Here is a 14,148-nt window from a genome sequence, read left to right on the forward strand (position 1 = left end):
TTTCGGGCTGAGAACCCGTATTTTTGCGAGGTGACATTTCAGTTCCCTCAACCGATTTTTTAGGCTGTCCGCCTAAGGGAGGGTACGATTAGCCAGTCACCTCGCTGCGCTCTGCTAGCCGACCGCCACCTGGCCTTGAGCGACGGCATTCGCGGTCTATTGGAGACGACGTTTGCCGTTGTCGTGATGGTCGCGGACGAGCCGTCGTTGTTTACGACCATCGACCGTATGCGCGTGGAGCTTGCCGTTGTGGACATATCGATTTCGCATGGCAACGGCTCGAACATCATCAGCCGCCTGCGCAAACAGTTTTGCGATCTCAAGCTGATCGCTATCAGCGTTCACGACGAGCCGAGTGTCCGCAGCGCAGTCTTGCGGGCGGGAGCGGATGCGTTCGTACTCAAACGAGCGATTGCAACAGACCTCATCCCCGCGCTGGATGCGGCGCTCATCGGTACTGCTGAGCGGTGACGAGCACTTGAACAGTGAGTTCCACCGCAGCAACACGAGTGTTGAGACAAGAATTATCAATAGAAATCGTGAGGTTGTGGACGGCTCAACCTCCGAGGGCGGGCCTTCGAGAAGGCTTTGACCGATGAGGCGAGCGCTCACCTCGTAAATTTTCAACCCGGGAACTCGTAATATTACGAGGTGATTTTTGGCCTCGTTTTAAGCAACCTAACGTTGGGGTCAGCACCAAGCGGGCGTCTGACTGGCATCGACGTCCATCCTGCGGCGCCTACCGTACTCGCCTTCTCATTGAGGCAACTGAGCAAGTCGCAGAATACCGAGAAATTGTTGAGGGGAAGCGCATGCAGAAACGATCTCGCATTCTCAGTTGCGCGCTTTTCGCGACGTTGGTTGCCGCCAGTGTGGTCCGCGCGGAGACGATCAGCTTTGCAGATGCCGTATCGACGCTCGCTCAGGCCTGTAGCACCGACATCAAGAAGCACTGCAAGGGCGTGAACCTCGCCAACAACAGCATTCAACAATGCCTGCAGCAGCATGAGGCCGAGGTTTCCCCGACCTGCACCACGACGCTCGGTGAGGTGACGAATTCGATCCAGCAGCGTCTGGAGGCACAGGCCAGCGTTACCAAGATTTGCCGCGAGGATGCCGCGCGGGTCTGCCACGACGTGGCACCCGGTGAGGCGAACCTTGTCAATTGTCTGGCCAGGGCGACAGAAGTCGTCGGCAAGAAGTGTAGCCAGATCATAACGGATGCCGTTGGCGATAACCTTGGCTGGGAGGGGCAAATGCGGATTTCAGAATTTCGGTTCACGCTCACATTGGTTGGTTTGGTCGCAGCGAGTGCTGCGAACGCAGAAACGTTCACCAACCAGCAGCTGATCGCGACCCTCGGCCAAGTGTCCGAGGGAGCGCCATCGATCGAGGCGGCGCTGCTTGTCGAGGAGGTCGCTGCAAATGTCGGCAAGGGAAGCGATGCGCTGCCGACGTGGCACCGGCTCGCGGCGATGCCGCAGATCAACGTCGATATCGAGTTTGAACTCAACTCGGTGGCGATCGCACCGGAGTCGTATCGAAATGTCGGCGCGATCGCTGATGCGCTCCATGATCCGCGATTGCTCGGCCACAAGATTTTGATCGTCGGTCACACCGATTCGACCGGCGATGCGAACGACAATCTCAAACTCAGCGCGGCCCGCGCCGATGCGATCCGGGACGCTTTGAGTACGACATTCGCCGTCGCACCCGACCGGCTGTTCGCGGTTGGGGTCGGTGAGGAAATGCCATTGAACGTCGCCGATCCGAAGGCCGCCGCAAATCGGAGGGTCCAGCTGATCAACGTCGGATTGCTCAAGTAGCGCTGTCTGGAAGGAGCTCATGATGAATATCACCCGTCGAACCCTGACTTTCGCTGGCCTCAGCCTTCTCGCTGGAACCGCAATCTCTCCTGCCTATGCCGAGTTCGGCGAAGGAGGATTGCAGCTCGGTGCGGACCTCGAGGATTTCTGGATTGCCACCGATGCCTACATCTATGGCTACCCGTTAGTGACCATGGAGATGACGCGCCGCGTCATGACCAACGTGGCCGAGCTCAAGGGCACCCGTGGCCCAATGGGGCATATCATCAAGCTGCGGCAGTATCCGGACTCGTCCTTCAAGGATGTCACCGCACCGAACGCTGATACGCTTTACACGACCTCCTGGCTTGATGTCGGCAAGGAGCCCTACGTGCTCAGCGTGCCTGATATGAACGGCCGGTATTTCCTGCTGCCGATGCTCGATGGCTGGACAAACGTCTTTCAGGTGCCGGGCAAGCGGACGACGGGGACGGCGGCGCAGACATATGCGATCACGGCCCCCGGCTGGAGTGGCAAGCTTCCGGACGGCGTCACGAAATACGAGTCCCCGACCAACATCGTCTGGCTGCTCGGCCGAATTTACTGCACGGGAACCCCCGAGGACTACGCCGAGGTCCACAAGCTGCAGGACGAGTTCAAGCTGGTCCCGCTCAGCGCCTATGGCAAAGACTACACGCCTCCTGCCGGCAAGGTGGATCCGTCGATCGATATGAAAACGGCTGTGCGCGACCAGGTGAACCGTCTGACTGCGGTCGAGTATTTCACGCTGCTTGCTGAGCTCATGAAAACCAACCCGCCATCAGACGCAGATGCGCCAGCACTGGAACGGTTTGAGCGCATAGGATTGGTCGCGGGCAAGGATTTTGACGCCAGCAAGCTGAAGGCTGACTTCCAGAAGCGGATCCCGACGGTCGGGTTCGATCGGATCATGCTGCAGTTCAAGGTCAACAGCCAGGTTAAGAATATGAATGGCTGGGCATTTACGACCAAGACCGGGCTTTACGGCACCGACTATCTCATGCGGGCTCTCGTCACGGCGATTGGTCTCGGCGCCAATCGCCCCCAGGACGCGGTCTATCCGACATCCCAAAAGGATGCCCACGAGCGAGCCTATGATGGCCGGAAGAATTACGTCATCCACTTCGACAAGGGCAAGGCGCCCCCGGTCTCCGGCTTTTGGTCGATCACCATGTATGACGAGAACTACTTCTTCGTCGCAAACCCCATCAATCGCTACTCCATCAGCCCTCGACAGGACCTGAAGTACAACGCCGATGGGTCGTTGGACCTTTTCCTGCAGCACGAGTCTCCGGGTGCAGGCAAGGAGTCGAACTGGCTGCCTGCACCGGCCGGCAAGTTCCTCCTGATGCTCAGAATGTATTGGCCGAACGAGAACGACCCTTCGATCATCGATGCGACCTGGACGATCCCGCCCGTCGAAGTGCGCAGCTAGTGCACCCGGCCCGTCGTCCAACCGGGACGACGGGCCGGCTCGTTCTCACCATTCGAAGGAGAAATACCCATGACCTTCAAAAGAACTGCATTGACGATTGCGGCCCTGGCGGGCCTTGCCCTGTACGCGGGCGCCGCGCTGGCACAGGACGCGATTTCGGCTCCTGCCGCGAAGTCCATCGGCGCGCCGAGCAATCAGAAGACCGAGCTGGTCCCCTCGCTGATCGTGATGAATTCCGGCGGTGCGACATTGAGGGGCGATACTCTCACCCTGACGAGCATTTCCGGCAACTCGATCCTGTTCGCCGATCGGCCGGTTCGCTCCGCCGGCCATGCCTTGACCAAACACCTGCTGGAAGAATGGGCACAGGGCGGCAGCTTTGAAAAGGATCCGCCGAACGCTACCATCTCGGTGCTCAGCAAGGATGCGTCAGGCGTCGAAGACGCTGTCGTCGTGCTGAAGGAACCGAAGCTCGAAGGCACGAACCTGTCGTTCAAGGTGGATGTGCTGGAGGGCAGTCTTTCCAAGGCCGATGGCCCGGCATCGATCTTTATCGACATCATTGGCATGCCGAGAACACCGATGTCCTTTGCAGGCGTGGCACGCCGCACTGCATTTCGGGGAGCATGGTATGCCGGAGCAGCGGGAGCGGCGGCGGCCTACGGCCTGCCTGCCTGTGGCTTCTATCCCTATCCGCCCTGCTACTAGGACCCGAGACTTCAATGCGGTTGAAATTATGGACGATGTCATTGAGTGCGGCGATGTTGCTCAACAGCGCCGCACTCGCCGCCGATATGGCCCGCTCGGTCACTCCTGACGCCAAGAAGATCGAAACTGAGAGTGGCTGGACCCTTGTCTTCGCACCCTATTTCTGGGGCGCGGGGCTATCCGGTGACGTTGCCCAGTTCGGCCTGCCGGCGGTTCACGTGGATACCTCTTTCAGTGAAATCTGGGACCATCTCGACTTTGGCGCCATGGCCATAGGAGAGGCTCGCTACGACCGATATTCCATTTTCGGCGACGTTCTCTACACGAAGATATCCGGCAGCAAGGCAACACCCTTTGGCGTTCTGGCTGATGACGGGAAGCTCGAAACCGAAGTTTTCAGCGGGCTCATTGGCGGTGGGTATTCGGTGCTGGAAGATGCAACCGGCCAGCTTGACGTTGTCGGCGGCGCGCGGATCTGGTCGGTCGACACGACGATTTCGTTGCAGGGTGGCATTCTCGACGGCAGATCGAGGAGCGACGGCGACACCTGGGTCGATGCCGTCGGCGGCCTCAAGGGAAGCTATTCGTTGACACCGAATGTCTACCTCAGCGGATGGGGTCTTGTCGGGGGCGGTGGCGCAGACCTCGACTGGGACGTTGCTGCAACCCTAGGCTACAAATTCAGCGAGACTTTTTCAGCTTTGGTCGGATATCGTGCCATCGGCGTCGATTTCGAAAACGACGGTTTCGAATTCGATGTCGTCCAACAGGGGCCCATCCTCGGCTTGGTCGTTCATTTCTAGTTCGAAGCCACACGGGGGATTGGGTTTGGCTAATTTTTTCCAGAGTTCCTGCAGTGTCGTTCGATGCTCGCTCGGCTTTCTTAGCGCAGCGGTGATCTTGACCTTGCTCTGCGGTTGCGCGAGCCGCCCCACCGGCGTGCTCCAGCCCGTAGCAGCCAATGCTTCCGCAAGCCAGGTCGAGATGCTTGTTGCCACGACCCGTGCGAAGTCACCTAATCCCGGCGAGATGTTCAGCGGCGAGCGCGCTCGCGCGGCGAACTATGCTGATATAACTGTATCCATTCCGCCGGCCAAGGCGCGAAAAGTGGGCGATGTCGCCTGGCCGCGACGGCTGCCGCCAAATCCGGCGACGGACTTTGCGACGTTGAAGGCCGATGAAATCGACCGCCGCGCGGCCGAACAATGGCTAAGCAACCACGTCCGCAAAACCTCGGACGGCAGTGTTCTGGTCTTCATACACGGCTTCAATAACCAGTTTGACGATGCCGTCTTTCGTTTCGCGCAGATCGTGCATGATTCAGGCGCTCACAGCGTGCCGGTGCTCGCGACATGGCCATCCCGCGGCAAGCTGTTGGACTACGGCTATGACCGTGAGAGCGCCAACTACACGAGAAACGCGGTAGAGAATCTGTTTCAATATCTGGCCCGCGATCCCGAGGTGAAGGAAGTGTCGATCCTGGCCCATTCGATGGGCAATTGGCTGGCGTTGGAATCCTTGCGGCAAATGGCCATTCGTAACGGAGGCCTTCCAGCCAAGTTCAAGAACGTCATGTTGGCGTCGCCGGACGTCGATGTCGACGTTTTCGGCTCCCAGATCGTCGACATGGGCAAGCAACGGCCGCACTTCACGCTCTTCGTCTCCCGCGACGACCGCGCGCTCGCTCTCTCCCGCCGCGTCTGGGGCAACGTCCCCCGATTGGGAGCGATCAATCCTGATCAGTCACCTTATCGGGAGGAATTGGAAGCGAACAAGATCACCGTTATCGATCTGACCAAGCTCAAGGAGGGCGACAGCCTTCACCACACCAAGTTCGCCGAGTCGCCGGAGATCGTGCAACTGATCGGCAAGCGCCTGTCCGACGGACAAACCTTGACCGACAACAGGCTGGTGCTTGGCGACGATATCGTGGTGGCGACGACTGGCGCTGCGCAGACCCTCGGGACCGCTGCTGGTTTGATCGTCTCTGCTCCGGTCGCCATCGTCGATCAGAACACGCGGCAGAACTACAGCCACTATGCCGAGACGCTTGTCCCGCCAGGCAGTGAATCGAAGCCGTATACGGCTAAAAGCAAGTGTGAAACCACCAGCCAGACAGCAGCGAAGAACTGCGATCGTTAGGCTGCTGCAACATTGGCTTGCGCTTGGATGAAGACTCATCCCCAGTGTCCTTGGTAAGCGGCTTGGCGATAGTCCGCGACGTCGCCGTTGGCCCCAACAGGCCAGGAAAACAAGCGCTGCTGAGCCACGAGGCTACCCTCGTGCTCAACCTCTCAAGGTGGGCTCAACATAGGAGATGTGATGCTGAATGACGTTACAACCGCTGAACAGATCTCTCGCGTGATTTCGCAAGCGACGGCCCCGGCCTTTCTATTGGGTGCGGTCGCGGCATTCATCTCGGTTCTGATCACACGCATGAACCGGATCGCGGATCGCAGCAATGTCCTGAGCGCCTTTCCCGAGGGGGACATGAGCCGCAGCCATCTTCAGATCGTTCTTCCACGATTGAAGCGGCGTGCAAGGTTGCTCAACAAGGCGATCGAGTTTGCCGTGATGAGCGGAATATGCACGACCGCGCTTGTCATATTGGCTTTTGCCAGCTCCCTTCTCAACCTCAAGCATGAATACGGCGCGGCAATCATGTTCTCGATCGCGCTCCTGTTCTTCGCAGCCTCCCTGGTCACATTGCTGCTGGAAGTGCGAGCCGCGCTCCACGACCTCGATTTCTATGTTTAGGCGACGTCGGAAGATGTGGTGACAACCTGCTGCTACCGAAGAAGGTCGTCCGAGGGCTGTTGAAGAGCCGGTTTTCAGCTATGCTTCAGTGTTCACCGAACTCCCGTTTCAAGCCAGGAGATCGCTTGCTCCGTTTCGCTGAGGTCGAAAACCTGAATCTTGGGGTGAACAAAATAGCTGGCCAAGCCCGGGACGAGCTTCAGGAAGCTGTTATCGGTCGCGACAGCGATCCGTTCTATCAATCGGTGATGACCGGCGACAAAACTCAGGTGGGTGGCAATCGCCTCGAAGTTTTCCCAACCGGGAAACGACTTCATCTTGATCATGAGACCGGTCACCTTGCCGCTCGACACAATGGCTTGGTCGAATTCCTTCCCGATCGTCTCGAAATCCTGCCGCTCGAGTGGGCCTTGCGGTGTGATGATCAGAATGCTGTTGTTGCTCGTTGTCTCAACGCTTATCATTTGCCATCGCTCCTTTTCCAGCACTGGTCCGGTCGGTCGGGCGAAACACGCGTAGACGCCGCAGCGGCAAACGGGTGTTGCAGCGATCATCGATCGCGGATGCGGAAAACGCAAAACCTCTTTTCCAGCGCGCCGAGTGATGATCAATGGCTCTGGGGAGCGAAAGCTCGCCGCGTGAAGATCATGCCTCATCAAGATAGCACGGCAGTAGAGCTGTATACCGGTTTTTGAGGATGCGTTTACTGCGATAGTCTAGTCGGTAGAGGCTCCGGCAAGAATTGAGCCTGACGTCCGGCCGAATTGCCTCTTTACCGCCTCCCACCGCCACCACGACCGCCGCCACCACTAGGGCCACCGCCGCCGCGCATGACTGCGCCGCCGCCACGTCCGCCGCCTCCATGGAAGCTGCGCCCGCCGCCACCGCCTCCACCGTGGAAACTGCCGCCGCGGTCGAAGTTATGGAAGTTTCCCCCTGTTTGCGGCAGGCTTCGGCCATAGGCGCGGTTCAGTTCGTTGCGGTTGCCGAGCTGCCGTCCATCCATGTCAAACGACAGATGCGAAGGCACCCGGTCGAGAGAGCGCTGCTGGGTGTGGCGCGGGCTGGCCGGGCGTTGTCCCGCGGGCCGTTGCGAGATCTGTGGTCTGTTTGCCGCCGGCCGCTGCTCCGGTCGCTTTAGGTCTCCGCGTTCCGGCGGCCCAACCGGCTGCCAGCCATCCGACGAATGCTTCTGCCACTGGCCATCCTGGCGTCGATAGACGTTGCCGTCGCGGCCGGCATAGACATCGCCGCCCTTGCTCCCAACAATGAAGCCCTTGTCACCTTCCGAATTGCGCCAGCGGAGGCCGCCGGCACTGCCGGTCGATCCGCCGCTGATGCGGGCGAATTCACCGCCATGCTTGACGGAGACGCTTCCCCAGGAGCCGTAGACATTCTGCCCGCCGCGCGCGACGAGCGCATTACCCGTGCGCGGATTGTAGGCCGCGATAAAGCCTCTCTCACCGTTCGGTCCCGCGGCTGCGCCGGCCCGGAGATGGGTTCCTGTCTTCGGGTTGTAGGCAGCGCCGACCACCAGGCCACGGTTCGGCCCATAGGCATAGCCGTAGCGGCCGAAGGCGCCGTAAGCCGGATTATAGAATGCGCCGACACCGTAGGTTATCGGCGGCGGATAGTAGGGCAGGTCTGGATCGTCGTAATCCCAATAGGGCGGATAATACCAGCCCGAACCCCACACCAGCGTGTCCCATGCCAGGTAGGCGCCGAGATAGCCGAGTGTGTAGCCATACCAGACGGCATCATCCTCGGTGTCATAGATGCGAACGTAGGTGGCGTTATAGACGGCCGAAGAAGGGGGGATCGTGTAGATTTCATCGGCGACCGCACGTGCGACGGCAAAGGGGCCGGTCGGCGTGTCGCCAACGAACCAGATACCGTCCTTGAGCACGAAATACTTGTCACCGACCTTGATCACCTGCTCGTTGGCATTGACAGCGTAGAACATCGACGTGCCTTCGATCGGCTCGAACTTCGGCTCACCGCTGTAGCTGACCTCCACGGTCACTGATCCATCGGTCGAGACGCGGGCCATCTTCGGAATGCTTGCCTTCAGGCGCGCTTCCGCACTTTCGGAGGTGCCGGGAATGGACGCGCGCACGGCCGCATAGGGCGCATCATCGGGCACGCGCAGGAAATCCTTTGGCAGGCTGGCGGTGGCGAAGGTCCATGGACCGTTGAGCGATGTCGATGAGAACCAGCGTCCCGAAAGAAGCGTGTACCACGCCTTGGTCGGCTTGTAATAGAAGACAGCGCCCGTCGTGTTCGACACCCAGTCGAGAGCTGTTCCGGGCACCGGCTCGAACGCCGGTTTGCCTTCGAAGATCATCAGCTCCGCCGGCTTGTCCGAATAAAAGACCTTCGGGATGGGCTTTCCGGCAAAGGGAACCGGCGGAAGCGCCGCCTTCGCATCCTTCCAGTTGTCATCATCAGGCAGGTTGGAAACGACGTCTGGAACGGTGTCCGCTACCACCCAGCCGGATTCCAGCGTTTTTGACGTAAGCCAGTTCCGGTCGTCCCGGAGATAGTAGGTGCTTGTCGCGTCGACCTTCAGAAGATCCCAGTTCGTATTGGCGACAAAGGAAAGACCCTGCACGCCTTTTACGGGCGCGGAGACAGCCTTTCCATTCGTCTGCACGAGGATTGCCGGCACTTCGCTCGTGAAGATCGGCGGCGGATCGGCCTTGATGTCGGTGACGTCGACGAGCCGCTTGTAGTCGGCGAGACTCGCCGTTAGCCGGTCCTCCGAGACAACGATGGGATCGGTCGGCATGAGCTTGCCGACCTCTAGCGACAAATCTGACAATTGCTGCCGATCAAGCGTCGAAAATTCCACGCGCGTGGCCTTCACCTCCGTCAGCGTGACATTCTCGTTCTCATCGTCAGCTACTGTCTTGGCCGACACGCCGATGATGCCATAAAGCGGCTTGGCGTCCGTCGGAAGCTTCAGCTCTGTAGCGATGAGCGCGTCAAGTTGCTTGAAGTCCGTCCAATCGGTTATCTGTGGCTGAAAGAGCGTAATGGTCGCACCGCTCTCGGTGTTGAAGACTCTTGGCCAGGCAGGGGCGCTAGTATTGGACTGATTGAGGTATTTTCCGGCGACGAAGCCATTGGTTCCCGCATAGCTCACCGCGCACCAGGCGGCGCCGGCGTCGCATTCCTTGATATCGACCTCTTCACCCTGTTTGACGACGCGCATGGCCTCGAAGCCGGTGCCCGGCCCCGTCCTGAAATTCACGTTCGCCGTCAGCACGGCGGGATCGGCAAATGCTGATGTCGAGAAGAATGAGGCAATCGTCAAATAGGCACATATTTTGCGCATGATACCATCCCCCCGATTGCGTCACGCCGACTTGGCCCAAGTCTGAAGTGAAATGTATGTCGGCATGCCACGTTCGTCCAGTGCAACCTAATGTAGAATTCTCTATGTAGCGGACCTATCGGTTAGTTCGTGCGCGAGCAGGGCGACGGTTATTTTCTGCGGCAGCGCAGTGCCTCGAAGTGCATCGTAGGAGTATTGATTATGCGCAATGATCAGGTCGGTAGCAGGGATTATTATGCGGGGCGTAGCAATCTCGTTCTGGGAGGCAGAGACATGAAACGCCTGGCACTTATCCTTGGAATAGCCGCGCTGGCTGCGACCGGCGCCGGTCCGGTTCAGGCACAACAGGACCGACGCGAATATCGCCGGATGAACTGGAGCGACAGCCTGCCCGGGGCCGTACGCACGTATCACGGCAAGCGACTTTCTGTCGTCAGCTATAGGATTGCTGATTTCGCAGAGACTGGTGCACACCCTTCGCCGGGAAGTGCGGCGCATGTCGAGGCCATCAGAGCGGCGGCTCGATCGAACAAGTGGTTGGTCCAGCAGCTCAAGGCGAAAAAGTTGACGCCGAACGATATTGAGTGGGTGATGCGCGCGCGTAACGGGAACATGGTCTTTTACGTCAAGTGACAGATCAAGCGCGAGGCAAGCGCAGCAAGATGGACGTGGTCGAGGATGCGAGTACGGTAGGCCCAGATTTGCACCGGTGGACCTTCCTCGATCGATGCCATGTTGGTCAGCAGCGGCGACATCGCTTGCCTGCGCTCTATGATCCTCGCCTAGGCCTCTTCCGTCTCCGCAAGGCCGTTCGGCGCCAGCTTGTAGGTTCGCGGTGGACGATTGATATCTAGGTGGGCCATTTCGTTAGACATCTCCGCTCCAGACATCCCCTCGCTTGTCTCAAGCGACTCCGCTCTTGGCCGTCGCTGGCCCTCAGCGCGTAGAGGGTTGCACAGAGAGAAGAGTTAAGCGTGGGGACGGCTGCGAGAAAACATCGCCCTCTCATCTACATCTCTACGCGCAAGCGCCTCATCGCAAAAACACCAGAAAAAACAGCGCAACGCTATGGCATTGCCGCCCGCTCGACCATACCTATAGCGCTCGTTTGTGGTTCCACGATGCGTGTGTTTCTGAGCAAGGACAGATACTGATGACCGAGAAGTCCCCCGCCAATAACTTCCCCGCCGGATACGAGCTGCCCAAGGTCTGGACCTGGGAGAAGGGGAATGGCGGACAGTTCGCCAATATCAACCGCCCGATCGCAGGCGCGACACATGACAAGGAGCTCCCGGTCGGAAAGCATCCGTTGCAGCTCTATTCGCTGGCGACGCCGAATGGCGTCAAGATCGGTATCATGCTCGAAGAGCTGCTGGCAGCGGGCCATGCCGGCGCGGAATATGATGCCTGGCTGATCAAGATCGGCGAAGGCGAGCAGTTCGGGTCGGGTTTTGTCGGCGCCAATCCGAATTCGAAGATCCCTGTACTGGTGGACCATTCGACGGCTGAGCCGACCCGGGTGTTTGAGAGTGGCTCGATCCTCCTCTACCTTGCCAACAAGTTCGACGCGTTCCTGCCGAAGGACCACAAGGCCCGGACCGAGACCATGAACTGGCTCTTCTGGCAGATGGCTTCGGCGCCATATCTCGGCGGCGGCTTCGGTCATTTCTATGCCTATGCGCCGATGCTCATCCAGTATGCGGTCGATCGTTTCTCGATGGAGGTCAAGCGCCAGCTCGACGTTCTTGACCGGCATCTGGCTGACCATCGCTATATGGCTGGCAGCGAGTATACCATCGCCGATATCGCCATCTGGCCTTGGTATGGCGCCCTCGCACAGGGCAAGACCTATGGGGATGCCGGCAGCTTCCTCGATGTTCAGAGCTATCGCAACCTCCAGCGCTGGACCGCCGAGATCGCGGAGCGGCCGGCGGTGAAGCGTGGACGCATGGTCAACCGGATGTCCGGCGACCCGTCCGAGCAGCTGCATGAGCGCCACGACGCTTCCGACTTTGATACGAGGACACAGGACAAGATCGGCCAAGCCTGATCGCCGACGCCGCCCGTAGTCGACGATAATCAAGAGATCGACTTGCGGCTCCACGCTGGATGAAGGCGTCGGAGTCGCAAGTGCGTTTAGGATCGCTTTCTCCCGGAGCTCGGACCGCCTTCCACCAAGCCTATATCGAGTTGAGAGATTGCTGTGCGGAATTCCGGGCTCGTTTGTGACGCCCTTGGAGGCAACTCGCGGGATTGGCAGTCATGTGGTTCGGCGAAGTAAACCCGACTACAGATATATCACCGTCCCGATGTCGCTATTTTAGCACAAAATAAAATCGATTGAAGAGACCTAATATCGATTAGATTCCTCGACTTAGGCTGTCCATGCACTGGACAAGAACGCCGCAGCTTGATCCTTGATCGCCCGAATTTGAAACTTGTTTCGTCTTTGGAGCAGAGGGGCCGGGCGACCGGAAGATTGAATGGTGTTGAGAATTGGCTCTCCCAGGGAGATTGCCCTGGCGGAAGCGCGCGTCGCGATGACGCCAGATAGTGCACAACAACTTCAGAAGTTGGGATACCAGTGCTTGCTGGAAGCCGGGGCGGGGAAGGCCGCCGGCTTCACGGATGATGCTTATCGCGCCGTCGGAGTCGTTGTCGTCGAGACCGCCGACGAGCTATTTGACAAAGCCGATATCGTTGCGAAAGTCCGTCCTCCAGAAGCGACGGAACTGAAAGCGCTTCGGCAGGATCAGACGCTGATTTCATTCTTCTATCCAGCGCAAAACAGCGAGGGTTTGGGGCTGGCCCGAGACCAGGGTGCCAATGTCATCGCCATGGACATGGTTCCGCGAATTTCGCGCGCCCAGAAGATGGATGCGTTATCGTCGATGGCCAATATTGCCGGCTATCGCGCGGTCATCGAGGCCGGCAACAATTTCGGCCGGTTCTTCACTGGGCAGGTTACGGCCGCGGGCAAGGTCCCTCCCGCAAAGGTTCTGGTCATTGGTGCTGGTGTCGCCGGCCTTGCCGCGATTGGGACGGCGACGTCGCTCGGTGCTATCACATATGCCTTCGATGTTCGTCCTGAAGTGGCAGAGCAGATCGAGTCCATGGGCGCGGAATTCGTGTTCCTGGATTTTGCCGAGGGACAGCAGGACGGAGCTGCGACCGGCGGCTATGCAGCGCCTTCGTCGCCTGAATTCCGGGAGACGCAACTCGCGAAGTTTCGGGAACTGGCGCCAGAGATCGATATCGTCATCACGACGGCACTGATCCCGGGTCGCGATGCGCCAAAACTTTGGTTGGCCGACATGGTTGCGATGATGAAACCGGGCTCGGTCATCGTCGATCTTGCGGCCGAACGCGGCGGCAATTGCGATCTCACCATTCCCGATCAGCGCACTGTCTCGGAAAACGGTGTGGTGATCATTGGGTACACCGACTTCCCAAGTCGCATGGCGGCGCAGGCTTCGACGCTGTACTCGACGAACATCCGCCACATGGTCGCGGACCTGACACCCGGCAAGGACGGGGTGCTCGTTCACAACATGGAGGACGACGTCATCCGTGGGGCGACGGTCGCGTTTGGAGGTGCGATCACTTATCCGCCGCCACCACCGAAAGTGCAGGCGATCGCCGCTCAGAAGCCGAAGGAGAAGGCAAAGGAACTGACGCTGGATGAAAAGCGGGCGTTGGAACTTGCTGCTTTCAGGAAGCAGACGAAGAATCTTGGCCTTCTCCTGGTCTTCGGCACGGCGCTGCTTCTGCTGGTCGGCGCATACGCTCCGGCAAGCTTCATGAGCCATTTCGTGGTTTTTGTCCTTGCGTGCTTTGTCGGCTTCCAGGTGATCTGGAACGTATCGCACTCGCTGCATACGCCGCTCATGGCCGTGACGAACGCGATCTCCGGTATCGTCATCCTTGGAGCGCTGCTGCAGATCGGCTCCAGCAGCCAACTCGTCATGTCACTTGCCGCCCTGTCTGTCTTGGTGGCCACAATCAACATCGTCGGCGGTTTTCTCGTGACACGGCGCATGCTCGCCATGTTCCAGAAGTCCTGATCG

Annotated in this window: 12 protein-coding genes; 10 read left to right on the forward strand and 2 right to left on the reverse strand. The window is 59.1% G+C overall.

Going from position 1 to position 14,148, the window contains the following annotated elements; translation table 11 throughout:
- Positions 1 to 111 precede the first annotated feature (111 nt).
- The 7 genes from A6U87_RS17800 (at position 112) to A6U87_RS17835 (ending at position 6,744) form a co-directional block, all read left to right on the forward strand.
- Positions 112 to 471, forward strand: a complete 360-nt coding sequence (locus A6U87_RS17800) for a response regulator transcription factor (RefSeq protein ID WP_275078414.1) — start codon at positions 112 to 114, stop codon at positions 469 to 471.
- A gap of 785 nt (positions 472 to 1,256) precedes the next feature.
- On the forward strand, positions 1,257 to 1,826 hold the full coding sequence (locus A6U87_RS17810; protein ID WP_065692967.1) for an OmpA family protein: 570 nt from the start codon (positions 1,257 to 1,259) through the stop codon (positions 1,824 to 1,826).
- Between the two features lie 22 nt (positions 1,827 to 1,848).
- Positions 1,849 to 3,279, forward strand: coding sequence for a DUF1254 domain-containing protein (locus A6U87_RS17815; protein WP_065692968.1), 1,431 nt, complete (start codon positions 1,849 to 1,851; stop codon positions 3,277 to 3,279).
- A 69-nt stretch (positions 3,280 to 3,348) separates the two neighbouring features.
- A complete protein-coding gene (locus A6U87_RS17820; RefSeq protein WP_065692632.1) occupies positions 3,349 to 3,987 on the forward strand; it encodes a hypothetical protein in 639 nt (212 codons plus the stop codon).
- A gap of 14 nt (positions 3,988 to 4,001) precedes the next feature.
- Positions 4,002 to 4,790 (forward strand): hypothetical protein, encoded by a 789-nt coding sequence (locus A6U87_RS17825; protein ID WP_065692633.1) that lies wholly within the window; start codon positions 4,002 to 4,004, stop codon positions 4,788 to 4,790.
- A gap of 181 nt (positions 4,791 to 4,971) precedes the next feature.
- Positions 4,972 to 6,129: an alpha/beta hydrolase gene (locus A6U87_RS17830; protein WP_244499539.1), complete on the forward strand. Its 1,158-nt coding sequence runs from the start codon at positions 4,972 to 4,974 to the stop codon at positions 6,127 to 6,129.
- Positions 6,130 to 6,309: 180 nt separating this feature from the next.
- Positions 6,310 to 6,744, forward strand: coding sequence for a DUF2721 domain-containing protein (locus tag A6U87_RS17835; RefSeq protein WP_065692635.1), 435 nt, complete (start codon positions 6,310 to 6,312; stop codon positions 6,742 to 6,744).
- A 92-nt stretch (positions 6,745 to 6,836) separates the two neighbouring features.
- Here A6U87_RS17835 and A6U87_RS17840 read toward each other — a convergent pair whose 3' ends face one another.
- Together A6U87_RS17840 and A6U87_RS17845 are read right to left on the reverse strand one after the other, a co-directional pair.
- Positions 6,837 to 7,208 (reverse strand): STAS/SEC14 domain-containing protein, encoded by a 372-nt coding sequence (locus A6U87_RS17840; RefSeq protein WP_065692636.1) that lies wholly within the window; start codon positions 7,206 to 7,208, stop codon positions 6,837 to 6,839.
- A 308-nt stretch (positions 7,209 to 7,516) separates the two neighbouring features.
- Entirely contained in the window at positions 7,517 to 10,081 is a 2,565-nt protein-coding gene (locus A6U87_RS17845) for an SH3 domain-containing protein (RefSeq protein WP_244499526.1), read from the reverse strand.
- 273 nt (positions 10,082 to 10,354) lie between these two features.
- Here A6U87_RS17845 and A6U87_RS17850 point away from each other — a divergent pair, with 273 nt between their 5' ends.
- The 3 genes from A6U87_RS17850 (at position 10,355) to A6U87_RS17860 (ending at position 14,145) form a co-directional block, all read left to right on the forward strand.
- Positions 10,355 to 10,714 carry a hypothetical protein gene (locus A6U87_RS17850; RefSeq protein ID WP_065692970.1) on the forward strand — a complete coding sequence of 120 codons (360 nt, stop codon included), beginning with the start codon at positions 10,355 to 10,357 and terminating at the stop codon, positions 10,712 to 10,714.
- Between the two features lie 520 nt (positions 10,715 to 11,234).
- The gene (gene yghU, locus A6U87_RS17855) at positions 11,235 to 12,131 is read left to right on the forward strand and encodes a glutathione-dependent disulfide-bond oxidoreductase (RefSeq protein ID WP_065692637.1); all 897 of its coding nucleotides are present in this window, start codon (positions 11,235 to 11,237) and stop codon (positions 12,129 to 12,131) included.
- 439 nt (positions 12,132 to 12,570) lie between these two features.
- On the forward strand, positions 12,571 to 14,145 hold the full coding sequence (locus A6U87_RS17860) for a Re/Si-specific NAD(P)(+) transhydrogenase subunit alpha (protein WP_065692971.1): 1,575 nt from the start codon (positions 12,571 to 12,573) through the stop codon (positions 14,143 to 14,145).
- The last annotated feature ends 3 nt before the right edge of the window (positions 14,146 to 14,148 follow it).

It is taken from the genome of Rhizobium sp. AC44/96 (genome assembly GCF_001692185.1).
GTDB lineage: Bacteria > Pseudomonadota > Alphaproteobacteria > Rhizobiales > Rhizobiaceae > Rhizobium.